The following is a 25,634-nucleotide window of genomic DNA, read 5'->3' on the forward strand; positions in this document are numbered from 1 at the left end:
CCATCATTGGTTGCGGTGACACAAGTACTATTGCAGGTGGCGTGCCAGGTTTTTAAAAGTTAAATTTATCTTTAATATCAATAACTTAGTAAATTTACCTATCATCATGACTCGTGCATTTTGCATGCCCCGCCTGATTACCCCATGCACGGTGCACGACTTAGCAGGTGCTTTTCTAAGGGCAATAAAAAAGGGCCCCGAAGGACCCTTTTTTACAGCGAAGCAGTTAGACGATTAAACGCCTGACGCTTTAGCCGCCGCTACATCTTTGATGGACAGCTTGATACGGCCGCGGTTGTCCACGTCCAGAACCAGCACTTCAACTTCCTGACCTTCTTTGAGAATGTCGGTGACTTTCTCAACGCGGGCATCGCTCAGCATGGAGATGTGCACCAGGCCGTCTTTGCCCGGCAGGATGTTGACGAAGGCACCGAAGTCGACGATGCGCTCAACCTTACCGACGTAGATCTTGCCGATTTCAGCTTCCGCGGTGATACCCAGAACGCGCTGACGCGCAGCTTCTGCAGCTTCCTTGGTTTCGCCGAAGATCTTGATCGTGCCGTCGTCTTCGATATCGATCGAAGCTTTGGTTTCTTCGCAGATGGCACGGATGGTTGCACCACCTTTGCCGATCACGTCGCGGATCTTGTCGGTGTCGATCTTCATCGCGATCATGGTTGGGGCGTTAGCCGACAACTCAGTGCGCGAAGTCGCGATGACCTGGTTCATCTGACCGAGAATATTCAGGCGTGCTTCCAGTGCCTGATTCAGGGCGATTTCCATGATCTCTTCGGTGATGCCCTGGATCTTGATGTCCATCTGCAGCGCAGTAACGCCATTGGCGGTACCAGCAACCTTGAAGTCCATGTCGCCCAGGTGATCTTCGTCGCCGAGGATGTCGGTCAGAACAGCGAATTTCTCGCCTTCCTTAACCAGGCCCATGGCGATACCGGCAACCGGCGCCTTCATCGGCACACCGGCGTCCATCAGAGCCAGGGAAGCACCGCAAACCGAAGCCATGGAGCTGGAACCGTTGGATTCGGTGATTTCCGAGACCACACGGATGGTGTACGGGAACACGTCAGCCGATGGCAGCATGGCCGCGATAGAACGACGCGCCAAACGGCCGTGACCGATTTCGCGACGGCCAGTGGCGCCCATGCGACCACACTCGCCCACCGAGTACGGCGGAAAGTTGTAGTGCAGCATGAAGGGGTCTTTACGCTCGCCTTCGAGAGTGTCGAGCAGCTGGGCGTCGCGGGCGGTACCGAGGGTGGCTACCACCAGCGCCTGGGTTTCACCACGGGTGAACAGGGCCGAACCGTGGGTTTTGGCCAGTACACCGACTTCGATGTTCAGACCACGAACAGTGCGGGTGTCACGACCGTCGATACGCGGCTTGCCGTTAACGATGTTCTCGCGCACGGTGCGGTATTCGATTTCGCCGAAGATTTCTTTGACTTCACCAGCGCTTGGCTGGCCTTCTTCGCCGGAGAACTTGGCCACGATTTCGTTACGCAGCTCACCCAGACGGGCATAACGCTCGTGCTTGATGGTAATGGTGTAAGCCTGAGAGATCGCTTCACCGAACTCGCTACGGATAGCGCTCAGCAATGCAGTGTTCTCAGCCTTCGGCTGCCAGTCCCATGTCGGCTTAGCGGCTTCAGCAGCCAGCTCGGCAATCGCATCGATCACAACCTGGAACTCATCGTGGGCGAACAATACAGCGCCCAACATCTGGTCTTCGGTCAGCTCTTTGGCTTCGGATTCAACCATCAGCACGGCGTCTTTAGTACCGGCTACGACCATGTCCAGGCTGGAAGCCTTGAGCTGCTCGTAGTTGGGGTTCAGCAGGTAGCCAGTTTCCGGGTGGAAGGCTACGCGCGCGGCGCCGATTGGGCCGTTGAACGGGATGCCGGAAATCGCCAGGGCAGCCGAAGTACCGATCATGGCCGCGATGTCCGGATCGGTTTTCTTGCTGGTGGAGATCACGGTGCAGACAACCTGCACTTCGTTCTGGAAACCTTCTGGGAACAACGGGCGGATCGGACGATCGATCAGGCGCGAGGTCAGGGTTTCTTTTTCGCTTGGACGGGCTTCACGCTTGAAAAACCCACCTGGAATTTTACCGGCTGCGTAGGTTTTTTCTACGTAGTGCACGGACAGCGGGAAAAAGCCTTTGCTCGGGTCGGCAGTTTTGGCGCCGGTAACAGCGACCAATACAGCAACGTCGTCGTCAACGGTGACCAGCACTGCGCCGGAGGCTTGACGGGCGATACGGCCAGTCTCGAGGGTAACGGTCGATTGACCGAACTGGAACTTCTTGATTACCGGGTTCACGGTGTTTTCCTTCTCTTCATTGCCCTTGGGGAAAGCGGTTCTTGCTGCCGTTCTATCACCCTTAGATGAACAAACGGGTCTTGCAGAATGAGTGGGCGGTTACGGGTATCGGACCCGCTATCGTCCAAAACAGCTAAAGCACAAAAACAAAAGCTGGAAGCAGGGCAAACCCCACTTCCAGCTTCGGCAGTCAGCTACGCATAAGCATTGCTTAGCGACGCAGACCCAGGCGACCGATCAGGGCGCTGTAACGGCTAACATCTTTACCCTTCAGGTAATCCAGCAGCTTACGACGCTGGTTAACCATACGGATCAGGCCACGACGCGAGTGGTGGTCTTTACCGTTGGCCTTGAAGTGCCCCTGCAGCTTGTTGATGTTGGCGGACAGCAGTGCAACCTGCACTTCCGGGCTACCGGTGTCGCCTTCAGCTTGCTTGTAGTCGGTAACGATTTGAGCTTTTTCTTCAACGCTGAGTGCCATGTGGGCAATCCTCTCAATTACGAAACGGCTGCAACGCAGCAGTTTCAATAGGCCGGGAATCACTTCCCGTGTTTTTAAGTGAGGAATGACCGTGCCTATTAACAGCCACCCTCGATACACGCAGGCCAGAGCCGAAACCCCTTGCCTGCGCTACGGCCATACTGACCGAATCCTGCATCACAGGCCTATGGCCCGTGTTTATAACCAAGGCTAGGCCTTGTTCGCAATCAATCGACGCGGCGCAATGCGCCCATCTTCGCTCACTTCACCGATACCGATAAAGCGACCGTTGTGATCTTGCACCCGTACCATGCCGAACTTCGGCGCTTCCGGTGCGCGTACCGGCTGCCCTTGCAACCAGTAGAACGAACTGTGTTCGGAGAACTGCAGCAGCGGCCAATGTTGCAAACCACTGTCGGATGGCAACAAGAACTGATCGACCGCCTCGTTACCGCCTTCGCCATGCACCCGTTCCAGCTCTTCGAGCGTGACGGTGCGGGTCAAATCAAAGGGGCCGGCTTTGGTTCTACGTAGCTCTGCAACGTGTGCGCCGCAACCTAGCAAGTGGCCAATGTCTTCGACCAACGTACGGATATAGGTGCCCTTGGTGCAATCCACCGCCAAGCGTGCTTGGTCCGCCTCGCAGCCCAGTAATTCCAGGCGCGCAATAGTAACAGAACGCGGCTCGCGCTCCACTACTTCACCCGCGCGGGCCAGCTTGTAAAGTGGTTGGCCGTCACGCTTGAGCGCCGAGTACATCGGCGGTATCTGGCTGATTTCACCGCGAAAACCGGGCAAAACCGCTTCGATATCGTCGCGACCAACGGTCACCGGGCGACGCTCCAACACTTCACCTTCGGCGTCTGCCGTGGTGGTGGTAACGCCTAGCTGCATCAGGGTCTCGTAGCCTTTGTCGGCATCGAGCAGGTACTGGGAGAACTTGGTCGCCTCACCAAAGCACAGCGGCAATACGCCGGTAGCTAAAGGATCAAGGCTGCCGGTGTGCCCGGCTTTTTCGGCATTGAGCAACCAGCGCACCTTTTGCAGTGCAGCGTTGGAGCTGAAGCCTTTTGGCTTATCCAACAAAATGATGCCATCGACGGCACGACGAATACGTTTTACCTGGGCCACGCGCTTACTCCTTGGCCTCAGTTGAATCTTCATCGTGCTGACGGTCTTCGCTCACCGCACGCTCGATCAGCGCCGACAACTCCGCGCCGCGAATCACGCTGGCATCGTAGTGAAAGCGCAGGTTCGGCACGCTGCGCAGCTTCATTGCCTTACCCAACTGCATACGCAGAAAACCGCTGGCATCGTTGAGCACCTTGATACTCTGCACCACGGGATCAACACCCTCTTCAGGCTCGCCACCCATGATGGTGACAAACACCTTGGCATGACTGGAATCGCGACTCACTTCCACTGCAGTGATGGTCACCAGACCGCCAAGACGCGGGTCTTTGATTTCCATACGGATCAGCTGCGCCAATTCACGCTGTATCTGGTCGCCGATGCGCTGAGCCCGGCTAAATTCTTTGGCCATTTCTACTACCTTCACTCGTCACGCGGCTCAAACAAGCAGCGGACCTAAAAGCGGCAAACGCCCGGCCGCGCAAAAGCGGGGCCGGGCGTTGCGTGTTGCGACTCGAGCTTACAGGCTGCGAGCCACTTGGACTTTCTCGAACACTTCGATCTTGTCGCCGACTTTGACGTCGTTGTAGCTCTTCACGCCGATACCGCACTCCATGCCGTTACGCACTTCGGCCGCATCGTCTTTAAAGCGACGCAGAGATTCCAGCTCGCCTTCGAAGATCACCACATCGTCGCGCAGTACGCGGATCGGACGGTTACGGTGAACCGTACCCTCGAGCACCATACAACCGGCAATCGCGCCGAACTTCGGCGAACGGAACACGTCACGCACTTCGGCGATACCCAGAATGTTCTCGCGAACATCGCTGCCGAGCATGCCGGTGAGGGCTTTCTTGACGTCTTCGATGATGTCGTAGATCACGTTGTAGTAACGCATATCCAGACCTTCCTGCTCGACGATCTTGCGCGCGCCAGCATCGGCACGCACGTTGAAGCCGAACAGTACAGCGTTGGAGGCCAGCGCCAGGTTGGCATCGGATTCGGTGATACCACCGACGCCGCCACCGACCACACGCACTTGCACTTCATCGTTACCCAGGCCGCCGAGCGAGCCTTGCAGCGCTTCCAGGGAACCACGGACATCGGATTTGAGGACGATATTAAGCGTCTTCTTCTCTTCCTGACCCATGTTCTCGAAGATGTTTTCCAGCTTACCGGCGTGAGCACGGGCCAGTTTCACTTCGCGGAACTTGCCTTGACGGAACAGCGCGACTTCGCGAGCTTTCTTCTCATCAGTCAGAACGCTCATGTCGTCGCCGGCATCCGGCGTGCCGTCCAGACCGAGAATTTCAACAGGAATCGACGGACCAGCTTCTTTGATCGGCTTACCATTCTCGTCGAGCATGGCGCGGATGCGACCGAAGTTGGAGCCGATCAGCACCATGTCGCCTTGACGCAGGGTGCCGTCCTGAACCAGTACGGTGGCAACCGGACCGCGACCTTTATCCAGGCGCGATTCAACCACTACACCGCGACCCGGGGCCGATGGCGTAGCTTTCAGTTCGAGAACCTCGGCTTGCAGCAGCACGGCTTCCAGCAGGTCATCAACACCGGTACCGACTTTCGCCGATACGGAGACGAACGGTGTATCACCGCCCCACTCTTCCGAGGTCACGCCGTGTACCGAAAGCTCGCTACGGATGCGGTCGAGATCAGCACCCGGCTTGTCGATCTTGTTCACCGCAACCACCAGCGGCACACCAGCAGCTTTCGCGTGCTGAACGGCTTCAATGGTCTGCGGCATTACGCCGTCGTCCGCTGCAACCACCAGGATCACGATATCGGTCGCCTTGGCACCGCGGGCACGCATCGCGGTAAACGCGGCGTGGCCTGGGGTGTCGAGGAAGGTAACCATGCCGCGCTCAGTTTCTACGTGGTACGCACCGATATGCTGGGTGATGCCACCGGCTTCGCCAGCAGCAACCTTGGCACGACGGATATAGTCGAGCAGCGAGGTTTTACCGTGGTCAACGTGGCCCATTACGGTCACAACCGGTGCACGGGAGAACGACTCACCTTCAAACTTCAGAGACTCGGCCAGGGAATCTTCCAGAGCATTGTCGCTAACCAGCTTAACCTTGTGGCCCAGCTCTTCGGCGATCAACTGGGCAGTTTCCTGATCCAGTACCTGGTTGATGGTCACTGGGGTGCCCATCTTGAACATGAACTTGATAACTTCAGCCGCTTTAACCGACATCTGCTGAGCCAAATCGCCCACAGTGATGGTCTCGCCGATGGCAACGTCACGAATCACAGGGCCGGTTGGGCTCTGGAAACCATGAGCGTTGCGCTTCTTCAGCTTACCTTTGCCACGGCCGCCACGACGGAAGCTGTCGCTTTCTTCGTCAATGGTGCGCGGGGCAACGCGCGGAGCTGGAGCCTTTTCCTTGGCGCTCGGGCGATGCTGAGTGGTCTTGCGCTCGCCACCACGACGGTCAGCGTCATCATTGCGGGCTTTATCTGGACGGCGCGGTTCGTCTTTTTTACGCTCGTCAGCTACCGGGGCAGTGACAAACGAGACGTCTACCGGAGCCACTGGCGCAGGTGCAGCCTCAGTAGCGGCAACGGCTTCGGCAGCAACACTTGGGCTCTGCACGTTTTCAGCTGCACGACGCTTAGCGTCTTCTTCAGCTTTCACCCGCACGGCATCAGCAGCAGCACGTTGCTCAGCCAGTTCACGTTGCTTCTCAGCTTCGATCTCTTCTGGGCTGCGCTTGACGAAGGTCTTCTTCTTACGCACTTCGACGCTAATAGTCTTGCTACCGGCAACCCGTAGTGTGCTGGTCGTTTTGCGCTGCAAGGTAATCTTGCGCGGCTCTTCTGTTTTGCTGTCGCCGTGACTGCTCTTGAGATGGGCCAACAAGGCCTGCTTCTCACTGTCAGTTACCGCTTGCTCAGCACTCTTGTGCGGCAAACCTGCCTCACTCATTTGCTGGAGCAGGCGTTCAACCGGCGTATTGACCACTTGGGCCAGTTCTTTAACCGTGACTTGCGTCATGCATTTCTCTCCTCAGGCCGCAACTGCTTACTCGAACCAATGGGCTCGGGCGGCCATGATCAACTTGCCGGCTCGCTCAGCGTCGATACCGTCGATGTCGAGCAGGTCATCAATAGACTGCTCGGCCAGGTCTTCGCGGTTAACAACGCCGCGCACTGCCAGTTCATGCGCAAGCGCCTTATCCATCCCCTCAAGCGAGAGCAAGTCTTCGGCTGGGTGGGCATCTGCCAGCTTTTCCTCGTTGGCGATGGCTTTAGTCAGCAAGCGATCTTTGGCACGAGCGCGGAGCTCGCTGACGATATCCTCGTCAAAACCATCAATGCTGAGCATTTCTTCCATCGGTACGTAGGCAATTTCTTCAAGGCTGGTGAAGCCTTCTTCGACCAACACCTGGGCTAACTCTTCATCAACTTCCAACTCGTCGATAAAGCGCTGCAGGATGTCGCCTGTTTCCGCCTGCTGCTTGGCCTGGATGTCCGCTTCGGTCATCACGTTCAAGGTCCAGCCAGTCAGTTGACTGGCCAAACGCACGTTCTGACCGCCGCGACCAATGGCCTGAGCAAGGTTGTCTGCGCCAACGGCGATGTCCATAGCATGAGCATCTTCGTCGACAATAATGGCGGCCACTTCGGCTGGCGACATGGCGTTGATCACGAATTGTGCGGGGTTGTCATCCCACAGCACGATATCAACACGCTCACCCGCCAACTCACCGGAGACTGCCTGCACGCGCGAACCGCGCATACCGATACAGGCACCCTGTGGGTCAATGCGCTTATCTTTTGAACGCACAGCCAACTTAGCGCGCGAACCTGGATCACGGGCAGCGCCCATCACCTCGATCAGCTCTTCAGCAATTTCCGGCACTTCTATGCGAAACAACTCGATGAGCATTTCTGGCGCTGTACGCGAAAGGATCAGCTGCGGGCCGCGGTTTTCGGTGCGAATTTCCTTGAGCAATGCACGCAGGCGCACACCGACACGGAAAGTTTCACGCGAGATGATGTCTTCGCGGGCTAGCATCGCTTCAGCGTTGTTACCCAAGTCAACGATTACGCTGTCACGGGTGACTTTCTTCACTGTGCCGGAGATGATTTCACCCAGACGCTCGCGGTAAGCCTCAACCACCTGAGCACGCTCAGCCTCGCGGACTTTCTGCACAATCACTTGCTTGGCAGTTTGCGCAGCAATTCGGCCAAACTCGATCGAATCGATCTTCTCTTCCAGCACGGTGCCAACGCTTGCACTGGCTTCGACTGCGCGTGGCATGTCAGTGGTGACCTGATGTGCAGGATCATCAAAGTCACTTTCTTCCACCACTGTCCAGCAGCGGAATGTTTCGTAGTTGCCGGTCTGACGATTAATCGTCACACGCAACTCAACTTCATCTTCAAAACGCTTCTTGGTAGCCGTGGCCAACGCCAGCTCCAGCGCTTCAAAAATAACGTTAGCCGGCACGCCCTTTTCGTTGGATACCGACTCAACAACCAGCAGTACTTCTTTGCTCATCGTACGCCTCGCCTTTCGCAATCCATTGGATCCGCGCTATCCGCGCCACTTGCGCGGGATCCGCGTCTCAATCAAACCTGGGGATAATATTGGCCTTGTCGATCATATCGATCGGCAACAGAAACTCATGGTCATCCACCTGCACCACCACGTCCTGCTCTTCCACACCGCGCAGAAGGCCCTGAAAGTTGCGTCGCCCTTCAAAAGGCGAGCGCAGTTTGATCTTCACTTGCTCGCCCGCATGGCCGGCAAACTGTTCAATAGTGAACAGCGGCCGATCCATGCCTGGCGAGGACACCTCAAGGGTGTACTCGGCGCTGATCGGGTCCTCAACATCGAGCACACCACTGATCTGTCGACTGACAATTTCACAGTCCTCGATCAGCACGCCGTCAGGCTGTTTATCAATATAAATTCGCAGCAGAGAATGCCGCCCTTGTGACAGGAACTCGACACCCCAACATTGGTAGCCAAGAGCCTCGACTACCGGGGCCACCAAGGCCTGCAACTGTTCTAGCTTGCTCGACACCTGAACCCCTCGCGCATGCTGTAAAAATAAAAAATGGGCGAAACGCCCATCATCGAACCGCCCATTAAAGGCCGGTAAAGCTGTCACCCAGCTAGCAAAAAGCCCCTTAAAAGGGGCTCCTCTGCAACTCAATGCGGGGGCTGGTTTAACCCAGCCATCTTCGGATTCAACATCCGAGGAGCGACCTTGCTGCTCAATCCCACATCAAAGCTGGGGCCGGATTATACGACTGATCCCATCAAAGGGTCAATCGAAGCTCCAGCAACAAGAAGGCCCGCATCGAGCGGGCCTTCTTGAAAATTGGTACCGAGAAGGGGACTCGAACCCCTACAGCCTATGGCCACTACCACCTCAAGGTAGCGTGTCTACCAATTCCACCACCTCGGCAAAATCATTTACTGCATGTTACTTACTGCGTGTTACTGCTGCTCAGGAGCCTGAGGTACGTCCGCCGCTTCGATAGCCGGCTTAGCTGCATCAAGAACAGGTACATCTTCAACAGCTGGAGCAGCCTGTTGTACTTCCAAGACTGCCGGATCAGGCAAACCAACCTGAGCCATACCATCAGCTTTCTCTTTAGCAAAGTAGCCTAAGCCCAAGCTAGACATGAAAAAAGCGGTGGCAAGTATAGCAGTAACTCGACTCAGAAAGGTAGTAGTTCCTTGACTACCGAACACAGTAGAGGACGCGCCAGCACCAAAAGAGGCACCTGCATCAGCACCTTTACCCTGCTGCAGCAAAACCAGCACAACAACGCCGATGGCACCCAGCAGATGAAGAACAACGATAACTGTTTCCAGCATTTTCTTAGCTTCCTGCGGCGCGACAGATCGCACCGAACTCATCTGCATTCAGAGAGGCTCCACCCACAAGCCCCCCATCGATATCCGGCATACCGAACAACTCGGCTGCACTGGCGGCTTTAACACTGCCGCCATATAGAATTCTTACTTTCTCTGCCAGCTGAGGGCTTTTCGCCGCCAACTGCGCACGAATCGCCGCATGCACTTCCTGAGCCTGCTCAGGCGAGGCAGTTAAGCCCGTACCAATAGCCCAAACCGGCTCATAGGCAATTACGGCATCAACAAAAACCTCAACACCTAAAGCATCTGCCACCGCAGACAACTGCGCAGCGACCACTTCGAGCGTCTGCCCCGCCTCGCGCTGAGCCAAGGTCTCACCAACACACAGCACCGGTAGCAAACCCGAGGCCTGAGCCGCAGCAAACTTGCGCGTCACAACCTCATCACCCTCACCCAGCAAAGACCTGCGTTCGGAGTGACCAACCAACACCAGCGAGCAAAGGGCGTCGCGCAACTGACTTGCCGCCACCTCACCCGTCAAAGCACCTTGCTGCGCCTCGGTCGCGCAATCTTGCGCACCTACCGCAACAACCTTGCCTGTCAGGCCATCAACCACCTGACCGAGATGCAAGCAAGAGGGAAAAACTGCAACATCCACATCAGCAGGCAAAGCCTGCTGAGCGAGACCGTTGATCAGCTCTGCGACGCTGGCGCGGGTACCGTGCATTTTCCAGTTACCAGCTACCATTGGGCGACGCATGCTTTACCTCGTCGGTCAAAGAGGGCGCAGATGTTACCCAACAGCTAAGCGACTGGCAAGCCGAATCAAACACAGGCGCCTGCAACAACTTTAGCTAATTCATCGGCATAGCCGCGCACCTGATCTTCATCGTCACCCTCAACCATGACGCGCACCAATGGTTCGGTGCCAGACTTGCGCAGCAACACACGGCCACGGCCAGCCATTTGCTCGGTCACTCGCGCACTGGCTTCGCGCACCGACGGGTGCTCCAGCGGATCAGCACCGCCAGCGAAGCGGACATTGACTAACACCTGCGGGCATTTTTGCATGCCCAGTCGCGCCTCACCCAACGTTTGCCCACGACGCTTGAGCGCCATCAGCACCTGCAACGCGGCGATGATCGCATCGCCCGTGGTGGTGTGCTGGAAACACACCAGATGGCCTGAGTTTTCACCCCCCAACTGCCAGTTACGCGACAGTAACTCGGCAATCACATACCGGTCGCCGACCTTGGCACGCACAAACGGAATACCCAGATCAGCAAGGGCCAGCTCCAGCCCGAGATTACTCATCAGTGTACCGACCACCCCCCCCTGCAGCTTGCCGCGCTCCAACAGGTCGCGGGCGATGATAAACAGCAACTCATCACCATCAACCACCGCGCCGGAGTGATCGACCATCAACACGCGATCCGCATCACCATCAAAGGCAATACCCAGATCAGCCTGCTGTGCCAGCACTTCAGCCTGCAGCGCTTCGACGTGAGTCGAGCCGCAGTTGTCATTGATATTCAAACCATTGGGCTGCGCCGACAGAACCGTTACCTGTGCGCCCAACTCACGGAATACGCTTGGCGCAACTTTGTACGCCGCGCCATGAGCACAATCGACGACAATCTTCAGCCCAGCAAAGTCAGTACTGCTCGGCACACTGCTCTTACAGAATTCGATATAGCGGCCGGCGGCATCGTTGATCCGCGAGACTTTGCCCAGCTGCTCGGAATCAACCACGGTCATCGGCTGATCGAGCAACTCCTCGATCATCATCTCAATCTCATCCGGCAGCTTGGTGCCCTGCCCCGAGAAGAACTTGATGCCATTGTCGTGATGCGGATTGTGCGAGGCACTGATAACGATCCCGGCCTCAGCATGGAACGTACGGGTCAAGTAGGCGATTGCTGGCGTTGGCATTGGGCCGAGCAGCATTACATCCGCGCCGGCCGCAGACAGACCCGCCTCCAAGGCAGACTCGAACATATAGCCGGAAATACGCGTGTCCTTGCCAATCAGAATGCGGCATTTGCCCTGCTTACGGAACGCCATCCCGGCTGCCCAGCCGAGCTTGAGCATGAATTCCGGGGTAATAGGGAAGTCACCGACACGCCCACGAATACCGTCAGTACCAAAATATTTTCTACCCATCCCACAATTCCTTCTAACTTATTCGGCCGCTTCAACCGCGGCGATCATCCGCACTACATCAACTGTTTGTGCCACATCGTGGACCCGCAAAATATGCGTCCCTTTGCTCAACGCCAGTGCAGCCAAGGCCAGGCTGCCGTATAGGCGCTCACCCACCTCATGCCCCAGCACCTTGCCGATCATACTCTTGCGCGACACGCCGACCAGCAAAGGCCGACCCAACACATGCAGCGACTGCAAATGCTTGAATAGCGAGAGATTGTGCTCCAGGGTTTTCGCAAAACCGAAACCCGGATCAAGGATGACTCGCTCAGCGCCAATCCCAACCGCCGCACAAGCAGTCAGGCGCTCAAGTAGAAACTCGCGCACTTCTGCCACGACATCAGGGTATTGAGGGTTCTGCTGCATGGTGGTGGGCTCACCGCGCATGTGCATCAAGCACACCGGCAAGCCACTGTCCGCCACCGCATCCAAAGCGCCATCACGCTGCAGTGAACGCACATCATTGATCAAACCAGCGCCCAGTCGCGCAGTTTCACGGATGACTGCAGGCGTTGAAGTATCCACTGAAATGATCACATCCAGCTCGCGAGCAATGGCCTCAACGACGGGCGCAACCCGCTCTAGCTCCTCAACCGAAGAAACCGCACGAGCGCCAGGACGCGTCGACTCACCACCGACATCAATCAGCGTCGCCCCCGCTTGCAGCATCGCCTCAGCATGACGTAACGCCGCATCACGCTGACCATAACGCCCGCCATCGGAAAACGAATCGGGGGTTACGTTGAGAATACCCATCACATGCGGACGGCTTAAATCAAGAAACCGGCTGCCACACGGCAGCCGGTCAAAGGTAGGCACAACAGACATGGAGAGCCTTAGAGTTCCGCGGCAGGGCCACCGATTGGCTTATCCGAAGGCTCAACGAGGCTTACTGGCGCAGTAGGCGTACCGTCGTTATCGTCTTTACTCTGCCAACCCTTCGGTTCACGCGGCGCGAGACCATTCATGATGTCCTCGATTTGCTCAGCGTCGATGGTTTCATACTTCATCAGCGCCTCAGCCATTGCATCCAGCTTGTCGCGATTTTCTTCCAGCAAACGCTTGGCGGTGGCATAACAGCCGTCGATGATGCTGCGTATTTCTTGGTCAATCAGCTTTGCGGTGTCAGCAGAAACATTGCTCTGATTGCTGCCCATGCTACGACCAAGGAAGACTTCACCCTCTTCTTCCGCATACATAAGCGGGCCGAGTTTTTCCGACAACCCCCACTTGGTCACCATATTTTTGGCCAGCTGCGTGGCGCGCATGATGTCGTTGGATGCACCGGTGGTGACGCCGTCGAAGCCCAAGGTCATTTCTTCGGCAATCCGCCCACCGAACAACGAGCAAATCTGACTGGTCAACGCACGCTTGCTCAGACTGTAGCGGTCTTCCTCAGGCAGGAACATGGTCACGCCCAGGGCGCGACCGCGCGGGATGATCGACACCTTATAGACAGGATCATGCTCAGGCACCAAGCGCCCAACAATAGCGTGACCGGCTTCGTGGAAGGCGGTATTGAGCTTTTCCTTATCCGACATGACCATGGTCTTGCGCTCGGCACCCATCATGATCTTGTCTTTGGCCAGCTCGAATTCCTTCATCTCAACCACACGCTTACCGGAGCGCGCAGCAAACAAAGAGGCTTCATTGACCAAGTTCGCCAAGTCGGCACCGGAGAAGCCCGGCGTACCACGCGCGATCACACCCGGCGCGACATCTTCGCCCATTGGCACTTTGCGCATATGGACCTTGAGGATTTGCTCGCGACCACGAATGTCCGGCAAACCCACCACAACCTGACGGTCGAAACGCCCTGGACGCAACAGAGCTGGGTCAAGTACGTCTGGACGGTTGGTAGCGGCAATCACGATGATGCCGTCGTTCGCTTCAAAGCCATCCATCTCCACCAGCAACTGGTTGAGTGTCTGCTCACGCTCATCATGACCACCGCCCATGCCTGCGCCACGATGGCGACCAACGGCATCGATTTCGTCGATAAAGATGATGCATGGCGCGTGTTTCTTGGCCTGCTCGAACATGTCACGCACACGAGATGCACCGACACCGACGAACATCTCGACGAAATCCGAACCGGAAATGGTAAAGAACGGAACCTTGGCTTCACCGGCAACGGCTTTGGCCAGCAATGTTTTACCGGTACCAGGCGAACCAACCATCAGCACGCCGCGTGGAATACGACCACCCAGGCGCTGAAACTTGCCTGGGTCGCGCAGAAACTCAACCAGCTCGCTGACTTCTTCTTTGGCCTCGTCACACCCGGCGACGTCAGCAAAAGTGGTTTTAACCTGATCTTCCGACAGCAAACGCGCCTTACTCTTGCCGAAACTCATCGGCCCGCCTTTACCGCCTGCGCCACCTTGCATCTGGCGCATAAAGAACATGAACACCGCGATAATCACCAGGATCGGGAAGCTGGCAACCAGCAACTGAGTCCAGATGCTCTGCTGCTCAGGCTGCTTGCCGACGATCTCGACGTTATTGTCCATCAGGTCCTTGATCAGACCGTTATCCTGAATCGCCGGGCGCACGGTCTCAAATGACGAGCCATCGCTGCGCGTGCCGCTGATGATGAAACCATCAACCGTCACACGCTTAACGCCGCCATCCTGAACCTGCTGGATAAACTGCGAATAATTGAGTTTGTTGGACTCACTCGGGCTGGAAAAATTATTCATCACCGTCACCAAGACGGCGGCGATGATCAGCCACAGGACCAGATTCTTTGCCATGTCGTTCAATTAGCTACCCTCTGAAGCAGGCCCCTTGCTGAAGCGCGCTTCGCATGACGACCAGTTATGTACTGATCTAACTTACTACACAACGCCCACCCCTGGCAGGCGCCGTCTGTAACCCTTTATTTGTTCGGCAGTACACCCAGCACAGGCTCAGGCCTCGGGCTGGCCGCGAAAACCACGCGCCAACATATATTGCTCACGCGAACGATCACGTGAAGACAGCGGCTTGCGCATCTGCACCTTGTCGAACAACTGGCGCACTTGCTTGTGGTATTCAGCAAAGCCTTCGCCCTGGAAGATCTTGATCAGAAAATCACCACCGGGACGCAGAACCCGCGTCGACAAATCCAGCGCCAATTCGCACAGGTACATCGCACGCGGCTGATCCGACTCCCTTACACCACTCATATTGGGGGCCATATCTGAAATAACAAGGTCCACCGGACGCCCCCCGATCGCCTCAAGCAACTGCTCGAACACTGCATCCTCGGTAAAGTCACCCTGAATGAAAGTCACATCCGGGATACTGTCCATCTCAAGGATGTCGGAGGCTATCAGCGTGCCTTTATCACCAATCACCCGACTGGTGACCTGTGACCAGCCACCGGGCGCTGACCCCAGATCGACTACCGTCATGCCAGGCCGGAGGATGCGATCCTTCTCTTGGATCTCTAGGAGCTTGTAGCTGGCGCGCGAACGATAGCCATCCTTCTGCGCCATTTTGACGTAGGGGTCGTTGAAATGCTCTCTCAGCCAACCTTGACTGCTCTTGGTACGGGCCACGCAATACCTCGGTATGTGTAACGCATGAATATCTGGGCGACCCCGAAGGCGCTCGGGTAAACTAACCGTCGTTTTTACCAGATTAAATGCAGGAATCAGATTATGCCGCTCACTCAAGAGCAGAAGAAACAATTCAAATCCATTGGCCACCACCTCAAACCTGTGTTGATCGTGGCTGACAATGGTTTGACCGAAGGCGTACAGGCTGAGCTGGAGCGCGCACTGAGCGACCACGAGCTGATTAAAGTACAACTGCGCATCACTGAGCGCGAAAGCCGCCTAGCCGCCATTAACGAACTGTGCAAAGCCGGCAATGCCGATCTCGTCCAGGTAATTGGCAAAATGGCGTTGATCTATCGCAAAAATCCGAAAGTGAACAAGAACCTGTCCAACGTTCACCGCCATCACGCCTGATCCCGCCGCCACTGCGAGGCGCACACAGCGCCTTCGCAAACATCCTACCGTACACAAAAGCCTGTGCGATCAGACCTTAGGCCTGAAGCGGTCAGGTACCGGTTGCAAGACCAGTAACAACCCGCAGAACGCCATCACTAGGTAGCTGAACATCTGCCATAACCCGGCTGTGGGTAGCCATTGGCGCACGCCAAAGTAACTGACTGCCATTGCTATCACGACCAGCAGCAATTGCCCGCGCATATCGCGCACCAGGCTGACCAAACGCTCGGCTCGAATCAACACCAGCACCTGCACGCACGCACAAACAGCCGCCAAACCGACCAGCAGCGGCCGCAACGTGTCGCCAAGCTCTTCAACCAGCAGCGACGCCAGCCCGACCTTGGATATCGCCGGCATTATCAAAAAATGCAACAACCAGAGGCCGCCGACCCAGAGAGTCTGAGCCAACAACCAACTGATTGCGCCAGCATCACGCGAGCCTGGCTTAGATATGACGAACCTCGACTATTTCGTATTCGATCGGGCCGCCTGGGGTCTGCACGATAACCACATCCCCTTCTGCCTTGCCGATCAAAGCACGCGCGATGGGCGACCCAACCGACAGCTTGCGCTGCTTGATGTTCGCTTCATCCTCACCAACGATCTGATACGTCACGCTTTCATCGGTTTCGCAGTTGGCGATTTCTACAGTCGTGCCGAAAATCACCTTGCCAGTGTGCTCGATGGTGGTGACATCAATAATCACCGCATTCTGCATGCGGCCTTCGATATCACGGATACGTGCCTCGACCATCCCCTGCTGCTCACGAGCAGCGTGGTATTCGGCGTTTTCCTTGAGGTCACCGAGCTCGCGCGCAGTACCAATTTCTTGGCTGAGCTTGGGCCGCAGCACCTTAGTCAGGTGCGCGTGTTCTTCTTCCAGGGCGCGAGCACCCTGAACGGTCATAGGGTATTTAGTCATGCTTGATTCCTGCATGCAGATCCTGCAGCCGGCGCACGGTCTTTTCTGGACCAAATTTGAGCGCTTCACAGATCGCCTGCCCCGCCGCAATGGTGGTGGTGCAATAGATCTTGTGCTGCAGGGCGTTACGACGAATGGAGTAGGAGTCGGCGATGGACTGACGACCTTCGGTGGTATTAATGATCAGGGTGACTTCGTCATTCTTGATCATGTCGACCACGTGCGGACGACCCTCGGTCACCTTGTTAACCCGGCGTACGGGCAAGCCAGCGGCCTCGATCACTTTAGCGGTGCCTGCGGTGGCCACCACTTCGAAGCCCAGCGCGACCAGATCGCGAGCGACTTGCACGGCTTCCGGCTTGTCGTCTTCACGCACACTGATAAAGGCGCAACCGGTGTTCGGCAGAATTTCGCTGGCTCCCGACTGGGCTTTAGCGAAGGCTTCGCCGAAGGTATCACCCACGCCCATGACTTCACCGGTGGACTTCATTTCCGGGCCAAGGATTGGGTCAACACCCGGGAATTTAGCGAACGGGAACACCGCTTCTTTAACGCTGAAATACGGCGGGATGATCTCTTTGGCGTAACCGGCTTCAGCCAGCGACTTGCCCGCCATCACACGGGCAGCCACTTTGGCCAAGGAGACACCGACGCACTTGGAGACGAACGGCACGGTACGCGAGGCGCGCGGGTTCACTTCGATGACGAAGATGTCCTCGCCCTGCACAGCCATCTGCACGTTCATCAGACCAACTACACCCAGCTCCAAGGCCATTTTCTTGACCTGATCGCGGATCTCATCCTGGATATGCGCCGGCAGCGAGTATGGCGGCAGTGAGCACGCCGAGTCGCCGGAGTGCACACCTGCCTGCTCGATGTGCTGCATGATCGCGCCGATTACCACGGTCTCGCCATCGCACACCGCGTCGATATCGACTTCGATGGCGCAGTTGAGGAAGTGGTCGAGCAGCACCGGGCTGTCATTCGACACTTTTACCGCTTCGCGCATATAACGCTTGAGCTCGTCTTCTTGGTAGACAATCTCCATCGCACGACCGCCCAGCACATAGGACGGACGCACCACCAACGGATAACCAATCACTTTCGAATGCGCCAGCGCTTCGTCTTCGCTACGCGCGGTGGCGTTGGCAGGCTGACGCAGACCAAGGCGCTGCACCATCTGCTGGAAGCGCTCACGGTCTTCGGCACGATCGATCGCGTCAGGCGAAGTACCGATAATCGGCACGCCTGCTTCTTCCAAGGCGCGGCAAATCTTCAATGGCGTCTGACCGCCGTATTGCACGATCACACCTTTCGGCTGCTCGACACGGACGATTTCCAGTACGTCTTCCAGGGTCACCGGCTCGAAATACAGACGATCAGAGATGTCGTAGTCGGTCGAGACGGTTTCCGGGTTGCAGTTGACCATGATGGTTTCATAACCATCTTCACGCAGTGCCAGCGCCGCATGCACACAGCAATAATCGAACTCGATACCCTGACCGATACGGTTAGGGCCACCGCCAAGGATCATGATCTTGTCGCGGCTCGACGGATTGGCCTCGCACTCTTCCTCATAGGTCGAGTACATGTAGGCGGTGTCGGTAGCGAACTCGGCGGCGCAGGTGTCAACGCGCTTGTACACCGGCAGCACCTTGAGCTTATGGCGCTGGCTGCGCAGGGTTTTCTCGGTCACACCCAGCAGCTTGGCCAGGCGAATATCGGAGAAGCCTTTGCGCTTGAGCTTGTACATCGAGTCACGGTCGATGCTGGACAGGGCCAGCGTCTTGATCCGCTCTTCGTCTTTGATCAGGTCTTCGATCTGCACCAAGAACCATTCATCGATATTGGTCAGCTCGAAGACTTCTGCCACGGTCTTGCCCGCACGGAAAGCATCGCCGATGTACCAGATGCGGTCGGCGCTGGGCACGGTGAGCTCGCGACGCAGGGTGCTTTCGACTTCGGGATCAGCCAGATCGAGCATCGGATCGAGGCCTGAAACGCCTACCTCCAAGCCACGCAGCGCTTTCTGCAGGGACTCCTGGAAGGTGCGGCCGATGGCCATGACTTCACCCACCGACTTCATCTGGGTGGTCAGGCGCGCGTCGGCTTTAGGGAACTTCTCGAAGGCGAAACGCGGGATTTTGGTCACAACGTAGTCGATGGCCGGCTCGAACGAAGCCGGGGTGCGGCCGCCGGTGATGTCGTTGGAGAGCTCATCGAGGGTGTAACCGACAGCCAGCTTGGCGGCGATCTTGGCGATCGGGAAGCCGGTAGCTTTGGAGGCCAGTGCCGAGGAACGCGACACGCGCGGGTTCATCTCGATCACCACCATGCGGCCAGTATTCGGGCAGATGCCGAACTGCACGTTGGAGCCGCCGGTTTCCACGCCGATCTCACGCAGTACCGCCAAGGAGGCGTTACGCAGGATCTGGTATTCCTTGTCCGTCAGGGTCTGCGCGGGCGCTACGGTGATCGAATCACCGGTGTGCACGCCCATCGGGTCGAAATTTTCGATGGCGCAGACGATGATGCAGTTGTCCTTTTTGTCGCGGACCACTTCCATCTCGTACTCTTTCCAGCCGATCAACGATTCGTCGATCAGCAGCTCGCTGGTCGGCGACAGGTCGATACCGCGGGCGCAGATTTCTTCGAATTCTTCGCGGTTGTAAGCGATGCCGCCGCCGGTGCCGCCCATGGTGAAGGACGGCCGGATGATGCAGGGGAAGCCAACCTTATCCAGCACGCCGTAGGCTTCTTCCATGTTGTGCGCGATACCGGAAACCGGGCAGGCCAAACCGATGTCTTTCATCGCCTTGTCGAAGCGCGAACGGTCTTCGGCTTTGTCGATGGTGTCGGCGTTAGCACCGATCATCTCGACGCCAAACTTTTCCAGCACGCCGTGCTTTTCCAGGTCCAGTGCGCAGTTCAGTGCGGTCTGGCCACCCATGGTCGGCAGCAGGGCGTCTGGACGCTCCTTCTCGATGATCTTGGCCACGGTGGACCACTTGATCGGCTCGATGTAGGTGGCGTCGGCCATGGCCGGGTCAGTCATGATGGTGGCTGGGTTGGAGTTCACCAGGATGACGCGGTAGCCCTCTTCTTTCAGGGCTTTACACGCTTGAGCACCGGAGTAGTCGAACTCGCAGGCCTGGCCGATAACGATCGGGCCAGCGCCGAGGATCAGGATGCTTTTAATATCTGTACGTTTTGGCATAGCGGTTACTCGAATCCTTGGGTCAGTCGGCGAGGTTTAGCGGCGCTTGGCCATGGTTTCGATAAAGCGGTCAAACAGCGGGGCCACATCGGCTGGGCCGGGGCTCGCTTCAGGGTGCCCCTGGAAGCTGAAAGCATCCTTGTCAGTGCGCTCGATGCCCTGCAGGGAGCCATCGAACAGCGACTTATGGATCGCGCGCAGATTGCTCGGCAGGCTGTCTTCATCCACGGCAAAACCGTGGTTCTGACTGGTGATCATCACCACACCGGTTTTCAGGTCTTGTACTGGGTGGTTAGCACCATGGTGACCGTGGCCCATTTTCAGGGTCTTGGCACCAGAAGCCAGGGCCAGCAACTGGTGGCCGAGGCAGATGCCAAATACCGGGATGTCGGTTTCCAGCACGTCTTTGATCGCTTGGATGGCGTAATCGCACGGCTCAGGATCGCCCGGGCCGTTGGACAGGAACACACCATCGGGATTGAGTGCCAACACGTCGTTCGCCGGAGTTTGCGCCGGTACCACAGTCAAACGGCAACCACGCTCAACCAGCATGCGCAGGATGTTCCACTTAACACCGTAATCGTAAGCGACCACGTGATACTTCAGCTCATTAGCCGGGACTTCTGGATGGCTGTCGGTTTCTAGATTCCACACATTAGAGCGCCACTCGTAACGCTCGGTGCAGCTGACCACCTTGGCCAGATCCATGCCTTTCAGGCCAGGGAAGCTACGCGCCAATTCCAGGGCTTTTTCTTCGGTAGCGTCGTCGCCTACGAGGATGCAGCCGTTCTGCGAGCCCTTCTCACGCAGAATGCGGGTCAGGCGACGGGTATCGATGCCGGCGATGGCGACGGTACCGCTCTCTTTCAGGTATTCATCCAGCGGTTGCTTGTTACGCCAGTTGCTGGAGGTCAGCGGCAGGTCACGAATGATCAGCCCGGCGGCCCATACACGATTGGACTCAGCATCTTCCGGCGTGGTGCCGGTGTTGCCGATATGCGGATAGGTCAGGGTAACGAGCTGTTGGGCATAGGAAGGATCGGTAAGGATTTCCTGATAGCCGGTCATGGCGGTGTTAAAAACCACCTCACCAATAGTCTGGCCATCGGCACCGATGGCCTCGCCACGAAAAATACTGCCATCAGCAAGAGCCAAAATGGCAGGTTTAAGGGCTGGCTTACTCAAGAAAACCTCCGAAGATCAAATCGTGAAGCAAACGCAGATTGTAAAAAAGCGGGATGACGTATGCACCGTCACCCCGCTTTTTTATCTGATTCATTCTGCGCAACTTTAGTGGACACACTAAAGCAGAAAGCTTACAGGAAACTGCCTTTTTGGTCCACCACCGGTGCGACTAAGACCCAGGCAAAAGCCACTACTGCGACAGAATGCCTCAGTTGAGCCCCAGAACGTCTTGCATGTCATACAGCCCTGGCTCGCGCTTATGCAGCCACAACGCCGCGCGCACTGCGCCTTTGGCAAAGGTCATACGGCTCGAAGCTTTATGTGTAATCTCCACCCGCTCACCATCGGCAGCGAACAGCACAGTGTGATCACCGACCACATCGCCGGCGCGCACAGTGGCAAACCCGATGGTTTCGCGCTCGCGCGCACCGGTCTGGCCTTCGCGCCCATAGACGGCGACCTTGTGCAGATCTCGCCCCAGCGCATTGGCCACGACTTCACCCATGCGCAGCGCAGTACCGGAAGGCGCATCGACCTTGTGGCGGTGGTGCGCTTCGATGATTTCGATATCCACGTCATCACCCAACACGCGCGCGGCGGTATCCAGCAATTTCAGGCACAGATTGACGCCAACGCTGAAGTTGGCGGCAAACACGATCGGAATCTGCTTGCCGGCATCGGCCAGCAGCTGCTTTTCTTCTGGCGAAAAACCGGTGGTGCCAATGATCATGGCCTTACCGGCCTGACGGCAGACTTCCAAGTTTTTCAGGGTGACCGAAGGATGGGTAAAGTCGATCAGCACATCGAACTGATCGAGCACCGCGCTCAGATCACCGACCAGGTTGACGCCGATCTTGCCCTGCGCGACCAGCTCACCGACATCCGCACCGACCAGGCTACTGTCAGCACGATCAACCGCCGCACTCAGCTGCGCGCCATCGGCCAATTGCACGGCCTCGATCAGGGTTTTACCCATGCGCCCAGCGGCGCCCATCACTGCAATACGTTGCATAGAACTTAACTCCAAACTGCAAGCCACAAGTTGTGGGGTGCCAACTCAGCCGCACCGCACAACTTGCCGCCCGAGGTTACAGGTCGCCAAAGAAGCGCTTAACACCCTCGAACCAGCCATTGGCCTTCGGCGAGTGCGAGCTATTGCCCTCCAGGGTTTTGCGGAACTCGTCCAACAGCTCGCGCTGACGCTTATCAAGATTGACCGGGGTTTCCACCGCCACCTTGCACATCAGATCGCCCGCACCACCACCGCGCACCGGGGCCACGCCCTTGCCGCGCAAACGGAACATCTTGCCGGTCTGGGTGCCTTCAGGGATTTTCAGTTTGACCCGACCGTCCAGGGTTGGCACTTCCAGTTCGCCACCCAGGCCTGCATCAGCAAAGCTGATCGGTACTTCGCAATACAGGTGCTTACCGTCGCGCTGGAAGATCGCATGCTCGCGCACATTCACCACAACGTACAGATCGCCCGCAGGGCCACCCATCGCACCCGCCTCGCCCTCCCCGGTCAGACGGATGCGGTCACCGGTATCAACGCCCGCTGGCACTTTCACCGACAGGGTTTTGCTTTCTTCCACACGCCCCTGACCATGGCACGAGCCGCACGGGTCAGTGATCATCTTGCCGCTGCCATGGCAGCGTGGGCAGGTTTGCTGCACCGAGAAGAAGCCTTGCTGCATGCGCACCTGGCCAATACCGCCACAGGTGGTGCAGGTGACTGGCGCCGTGCCTTTTTTCGCACCCGAGCCATCGCATGGCTTGCAGTTGACCAGCGTCGGTACGCGAATGGTCACCGTGGTGCCGCGCACAGCCTCCTCCAGATCCAACTCCAAGGTATAACGCAGGTCGCTGCCACGCTGCGCGCCACCACGCTGGCCGCCACGCTGGCCACCAAAGAAGTCACTGAATACATCACCGAAGATGTCGGAGAAATTCGCCCCGCCTGGGCCGCCACCGCCGCCACCCATTTGCGGATCAACACCGGCGTGGCCGTATTGATCGTACGCCGAACGTTTGGCCGCATCGGACAGCACTTCGTAAGCCTCGTTGGCTTCCTTAAACTTCTCTTCCGAGGCTTTGTCGTCGGGATTGCGGTCCGGGTGATGCTTCATGGCCAGGCGGCGATAAGCCTTTTTCAGCTCCGCCTCACTGACACCGCGCTCAACACCGAGCACCTCATAAAAGTCACGTTTAGCCATAAGTCTTCAACACCTTAAAATCGTCTACTCCAGACACGCCAACGCGGGAGCAAGCTCCCGCGCGGCGAATCATGCCGGGCGCAACTCGCGCCACGCCCGGCCAGAACGGCATAAGCTTGCGCTTACTTGTTGTCTTTAACTTCTTCGAACTCAGCGTCGACTACATCATCACCTGCGTCCTGAGCTTGCTCAGCGCCTTGCTCAGCAGCACCTGGCTGCGGCTGCTCGGCATACATCTTCTGCGCCAGCGGAGCAGTGACTTCGGACAGCGCGGTCATCTTGGCTTCGATATCAGCCTTGTCGTCGCCTTTAACCGCCACTTCCAGTGCGCTCAGCGCAGTTTCGATGGCTGCCTTCTCATCAGCAGTGGCTTTGTCGCCTGCTTCAGTGATCATCTTGCGAGTGGCGTGTACCAGTTGGTCGCCCTGGTTACGCGCAGTAGCCAGCTCTTCGAACTTGCGGTCTTCCTCGGCATTAACCTCGGCGTCACGCACCATCTGCTCGATTTCTTCCTCGGAGAGACCGGAGTTGGCCTTGATCACGATGGACTGAGTCTTGCCGGTGGCCTTGTCTTTCGCGCCAACGTGCAGGATGCCGTTAGCGTCGATGTCGAAGGTCACTTCGATCTGCGGTACGCCACGCGGTGCTGGCGGAATCTCAGCCAAGTCGAACTTGCCCAGCGACTTGTTACCGCTGGCCTGCTTACGCTCGCCCTGCAGCACGTGAATAGTCACAGCGCCTTGGTTGTCGTCGGCAGTCGAGAACACTTGCGATTTCTTGGTTGGAATCGTGGTGTTCTTCTCGATCAGCGCGGTCATCACGCCGCCCATGGTTTCGATACCGAGGGTCAGCGGGCTAACGTCGAGCAGCAGCACGTCTTTCACATCACCCGAGAGTACTGCGCCTTGGATAGCGGCACCCATGGCCACGGCTTCGTCCGGGTTAACGTCTTTACGCGCTTCTTTACCGAAGAACTCGGTGACCAGCTTCTGCACCAACGGCATACGGGTCTGACCGCCGACCAGGATCACGTCGTTGATCGCGCCAACGTCGATACCAGAGTCTTTCAATGCGATGCGGCAAGGTTCGATGGTGCGCTGAACCAGGTCTTCTACCAGCGCTTCAAGCTTGGCGCGGGAGATTTTTACGTTCAAGTGCTTAGGACCGCTGGCGTCTGCTGTGATGTATGGCAGGTTCACATCGGTCGAATTGCTCGAAGACAGTTCGATCTTGGCTTTCTCAGCGGCTTCTTTCAGGCGCTGCATCGCCAGCGGGTCACCCTTAAGGTTCATGCCGCTTTCTTTCTTGAATTCGTCAACGAGGTAGTCGATCAGACGAATATCGAAGTCTTCACCGCCGAGGAAAGTGTCGCCGTTAGTGGCCAACACTTCGAACTGGTGCTCACCGTCGACTTCAGCGATTTCAATTACGGAAACGTCGAACGTACCGCCACCCAGGTCATAAACGATCACGGTGTGATCGCCCTTGGCCTTGTCCATACCGTAAGCCAGTGCGGCTGCGGTTGGCTCGTTGATGATGCGCTTAACGTCCAGACCAGCAATACGGCCGGCATCTTTAGTGGCCTGACGCTGGCTGTCGTTGAAGTAAGCCGGAACGGTAATCACCGCTTCGGTCACCGCTTCACCGAGGTAGTCTTCGGCGGTCTTCTTCATCTTTTTCAGAATTTCAGCCGAGATCTGTGGCGGTGACATTTTCTGGCCGTTCACTTCAACCCAAGCATCGCCGTTATCTGCCTTGGAAATCTTGTAAGGCACCATCTGGATGTCTTTCTGCACGACTTCTTCGTCAAAACGACGACCGATCAGACGCTTTACCGCGTACAGCGTGTTGTGCGGATTGGTCACTGCTTGGCGCTTGGCCGACTGACCGACCAGAATCTCGCCATCATTGGCGTAGGCAATGATCGACGGCGTGGTGCGTGCACCTTCGGCGTTTTCAATAACTTTGGCTTTGCCGTTTTCTAGAACGGAGACGCAGGAGTTAGTGGTCCCCAGGTCGATACCGATAATTTTGCCCATCTTTACTCTCCCGAAACTTTGATAATCCCGCTGCTGTTTATTG

Annotated in this window: 21 protein-coding genes and 1 tRNA gene; 1 reads left to right on the plus strand and 21 read right to left on the minus strand. The window is 57.0% G+C overall.

Features of this window, described 5'->3' with window-relative positions:
* Positions 1 to 234: 234 nt before the first annotated feature.
* The 14 genes from pnp to rlmE all read right to left on the minus strand — a co-directional run bounded on the left by pnp (position 235) and on the right by rlmE (position 15,559).
* Positions 235 to 2,340, minus strand: a complete 2,106-nt coding sequence (pnp, locus tag D8779_RS14635) for a polyribonucleotide nucleotidyltransferase (protein ID WP_136665233.1) — start codon at positions 2,338 to 2,340, stop codon at positions 235 to 237.
* 211 nt (positions 2,341 to 2,551) lie between these two features.
* Positions 2,552 to 2,821 carry a 30S ribosomal protein S15 gene (gene rpsO / locus D8779_RS14640; RefSeq protein WP_136665234.1) on the minus strand — a complete coding sequence of 90 codons (270 nt, stop codon included), beginning with the start codon at positions 2,819 to 2,821 and terminating at the stop codon, positions 2,552 to 2,554.
* 210 nt (positions 2,822 to 3,031) lie between these two features.
* Positions 3,032 to 3,952 carry a tRNA pseudouridine(55) synthase TruB gene (gene truB, locus D8779_RS14645; RefSeq protein ID WP_136665235.1) on the minus strand — a complete coding sequence of 307 codons (921 nt, stop codon included), beginning with the start codon at positions 3,950 to 3,952 and terminating at the stop codon, positions 3,032 to 3,034.
* Between the two features lie 4 nt (positions 3,953 to 3,956).
* The gene (rbfA, locus tag D8779_RS14650) at positions 3,957 to 4,364 is read right to left on the minus strand and encodes a 30S ribosome-binding factor RbfA (RefSeq protein WP_136665236.1); all 408 of its coding nucleotides are present in this window, start codon (positions 4,362 to 4,364) and stop codon (positions 3,957 to 3,959) included.
* A 108-nt stretch (positions 4,365 to 4,472) separates the two neighbouring features.
* A complete protein-coding gene (infB, locus tag D8779_RS14655; RefSeq protein ID WP_136665237.1) occupies positions 4,473 to 6,971 on the minus strand; it encodes a translation initiation factor IF-2 in 2,499 nt (832 codons plus the stop codon).
* A gap of 27 nt (positions 6,972 to 6,998) precedes the next feature.
* Entirely contained in the window at positions 6,999 to 8,480 is a 1,482-nt protein-coding gene (nusA, locus tag D8779_RS14660; protein WP_136665238.1) for a transcription termination factor NusA, read from the minus strand.
* A 67-nt stretch (positions 8,481 to 8,547) separates the two neighbouring features.
* Positions 8,548 to 9,009 carry a ribosome maturation factor RimP gene (gene rimP / locus D8779_RS14665; RefSeq protein WP_136665239.1) on the minus strand — a complete coding sequence of 154 codons (462 nt, stop codon included), beginning with the start codon at positions 9,007 to 9,009 and terminating at the stop codon, positions 8,548 to 8,550.
* 301 nt (positions 9,010 to 9,310) lie between these two features.
* Positions 9,311 to 9,396, minus strand: a tRNA-Leu gene (locus D8779_RS14670).
* Positions 9,397 to 9,428: 32 nt separating this feature from the next.
* Positions 9,429 to 9,812: a preprotein translocase subunit SecG gene (gene secG / locus D8779_RS14675; RefSeq protein WP_136665598.1), complete on the minus strand. Its 384-nt coding sequence runs from the start codon at positions 9,810 to 9,812 to the stop codon at positions 9,429 to 9,431.
* 4 nt (positions 9,813 to 9,816) lie between these two features.
* On the minus strand, positions 9,817 to 10,572 hold the full coding sequence (gene tpiA / locus D8779_RS14680; protein WP_136665240.1) for a triose-phosphate isomerase: 756 nt from the start codon (positions 10,570 to 10,572) through the stop codon (positions 9,817 to 9,819).
* A gap of 65 nt (positions 10,573 to 10,637) precedes the next feature.
* Positions 10,638 to 11,975 (minus strand): phosphoglucosamine mutase, encoded by a 1,338-nt coding sequence (glmM, locus tag D8779_RS14685; RefSeq protein ID WP_136665241.1) that lies wholly within the window; start codon positions 11,973 to 11,975, stop codon positions 10,638 to 10,640.
* 18 nt (positions 11,976 to 11,993) lie between these two features.
* On the minus strand, positions 11,994 to 12,845 hold the full coding sequence (gene folP, locus D8779_RS14690; RefSeq protein WP_136665242.1) for a dihydropteroate synthase: 852 nt from the start codon (positions 12,843 to 12,845) through the stop codon (positions 11,994 to 11,996).
* An 8-nt stretch (positions 12,846 to 12,853) separates the two neighbouring features.
* Positions 12,854 to 14,770, minus strand: coding sequence for an ATP-dependent zinc metalloprotease FtsH (gene ftsH, locus D8779_RS14695; RefSeq protein ID WP_136665243.1), 1,917 nt, complete (start codon positions 14,768 to 14,770; stop codon positions 12,854 to 12,856).
* Between the two features lie 156 nt (positions 14,771 to 14,926).
* A complete protein-coding gene (gene rlmE / locus D8779_RS14700; RefSeq protein ID WP_136665244.1) occupies positions 14,927 to 15,559 on the minus strand; it encodes a 23S rRNA (uridine(2552)-2'-O)-methyltransferase RlmE in 633 nt (210 codons plus the stop codon).
* 102 nt (positions 15,560 to 15,661) lie between these two features.
* Here rlmE and D8779_RS14705 point away from each other — a divergent pair, with 102 nt between their 5' ends.
* Positions 15,662 to 15,973, plus strand: coding sequence for a YhbY family RNA-binding protein (locus tag D8779_RS14705; RefSeq protein ID WP_136665245.1), 312 nt, complete (start codon positions 15,662 to 15,664; stop codon positions 15,971 to 15,973).
* Between the two features lie 69 nt (positions 15,974 to 16,042).
* Here the strand turns inward: D8779_RS14705 and D8779_RS14710 are convergent, their stop codons facing one another.
* From D8779_RS14710 to dnaK, 7 genes are all read right to left on the minus strand, one after another.
* The gene (locus D8779_RS14710) at positions 16,043 to 16,423 is read right to left on the minus strand and encodes a DUF4149 domain-containing protein (RefSeq protein ID WP_338109872.1); all 381 of its coding nucleotides are present in this window, start codon (positions 16,421 to 16,423) and stop codon (positions 16,043 to 16,045) included.
* A 37-nt stretch (positions 16,424 to 16,460) separates the two neighbouring features.
* A complete protein-coding gene (gene greA / locus D8779_RS14715) occupies positions 16,461 to 16,937 on the minus strand; it encodes a transcription elongation factor GreA (RefSeq protein WP_136665247.1) in 477 nt (158 codons plus the stop codon).
* Positions 16,930 to 20,154 carry a carbamoyl-phosphate synthase large subunit gene (gene carB, locus D8779_RS14720; protein WP_136665248.1) on the minus strand — a complete coding sequence of 1,075 codons (3,225 nt, stop codon included), beginning with the start codon at positions 20,152 to 20,154 and terminating at the stop codon, positions 16,930 to 16,932. Before carB ends, greA begins: the two co-directional genes overlap by 8 nt.
* A gap of 36 nt (positions 20,155 to 20,190) precedes the next feature.
* Complete coding sequence (carA, locus tag D8779_RS14725; protein ID WP_136665249.1) at positions 20,191 to 21,339, minus strand: glutamine-hydrolyzing carbamoyl-phosphate synthase small subunit; 1,149 nt, start codon at positions 21,337 to 21,339, stop codon at positions 20,191 to 20,193.
* Positions 21,340 to 21,547: 208 nt separating this feature from the next.
* Positions 21,548 to 22,351: a 4-hydroxy-tetrahydrodipicolinate reductase gene (dapB, locus tag D8779_RS14730; RefSeq protein WP_136665250.1), complete on the minus strand. Its 804-nt coding sequence runs from the start codon at positions 22,349 to 22,351 to the stop codon at positions 21,548 to 21,550.
* A 76-nt stretch (positions 22,352 to 22,427) separates the two neighbouring features.
* Complete coding sequence (gene dnaJ / locus D8779_RS14735; protein ID WP_136665251.1) at positions 22,428 to 23,552, minus strand: molecular chaperone DnaJ; 1,125 nt, start codon at positions 23,550 to 23,552, stop codon at positions 22,428 to 22,430.
* A 122-nt stretch (positions 23,553 to 23,674) separates the two neighbouring features.
* A complete protein-coding gene (gene dnaK, locus D8779_RS14740) occupies positions 23,675 to 25,591 on the minus strand; it encodes a molecular chaperone DnaK (RefSeq protein ID WP_136665252.1) in 1,917 nt (638 codons plus the stop codon).
* Positions 25,592 to 25,634: the final 43 nt, after the last annotated feature.

This window comes from Pseudomonas leptonychotis (assembly GCF_004920405.1).
GTDB lineage: Bacteria > Pseudomonadota > Gammaproteobacteria > Pseudomonadales > Pseudomonadaceae > Aquipseudomonas > Aquipseudomonas leptonychotis.

Bases quoted from the DNA above. Each gene is read 5' to 3' on its own strand.
- rpsO (WP_136665234.1), bottom strand. From the start codon at position 2,821: ATGGCACTCAGCGTTGAAGAAAAAGCTCAAATCGTTACCGACTACAAG.
- rbfA (WP_136665236.1), bottom strand. From the start codon at position 4,364: ATGGCCAAAGAATTTAGCCGGGCTCAGCGCATCGGCGACCAGATACAG.
- infB (WP_136665237.1), bottom strand. From the start codon at position 6,971: ATGACGCAAGTCACGGTTAAAGAACTGGCCCAAGTGGTCAATACGCCG.
- nusA (WP_136665238.1), bottom strand. From the start codon at position 8,480: ATGAGCAAAGAAGTACTGCTGGTTGTTGAGTCGGTATCCAACGAAAAG.
- secG (WP_136665598.1), bottom strand. From the start codon at position 9,812: ATGCTGGAAACAGTTATCGTTGTTCTTCATCTGCTGGGTGCCATCGGC.
- tpiA (WP_136665240.1), bottom strand. From the start codon at position 10,572: ATGCGTCGCCCAATGGTAGCTGGTAACTGGAAAATGCACGGTACCCGC.
- glmM (WP_136665241.1), bottom strand. From the start codon at position 11,975: ATGGGTAGAAAATATTTTGGTACTGACGGTATTCGTGGGCGTGTCGGT.
- folP (WP_136665242.1), bottom strand. From the start codon at position 12,845: ATGTCTGTTGTGCCTACCTTTGACCGGCTGCCGTGTGGCAGCCGGTTT.
- ftsH (WP_136665243.1), bottom strand. From the start codon at position 14,770: ATGGCAAAGAATCTGGTCCTGTGGCTGATCATCGCCGCCGTCTTGGTG.
- D8779_RS14705 (WP_136665245.1), top strand. From the start codon at position 15,662: ATGCCGCTCACTCAAGAGCAGAAGAAACAATTCAAATCCATTGGCCAC.
- greA (WP_136665247.1), bottom strand. From the start codon at position 16,937: ATGACTAAATACCCTATGACCGTTCAGGGTGCTCGCGCCCTGGAAGAA.
- carB (WP_136665248.1), bottom strand. From the start codon at position 20,154: ATGCCAAAACGTACAGATATTAAAAGCATCCTGATCCTCGGCGCTGGC.
- dapB (WP_136665250.1), bottom strand. From the start codon at position 22,351: ATGCAACGTATTGCAGTGATGGGCGCCGCTGGGCGCATGGGTAAAACC.
- dnaJ (WP_136665251.1), bottom strand. From the start codon at position 23,552: ATGGCTAAACGTGACTTTTATGAGGTGCTCGGTGTTGAGCGCGGTGTC.
- dnaK (WP_136665252.1), bottom strand. From the start codon at position 25,591: ATGGGCAAAATTATCGGTATCGACCTGGGGACCACTAACTCCTGCGTC.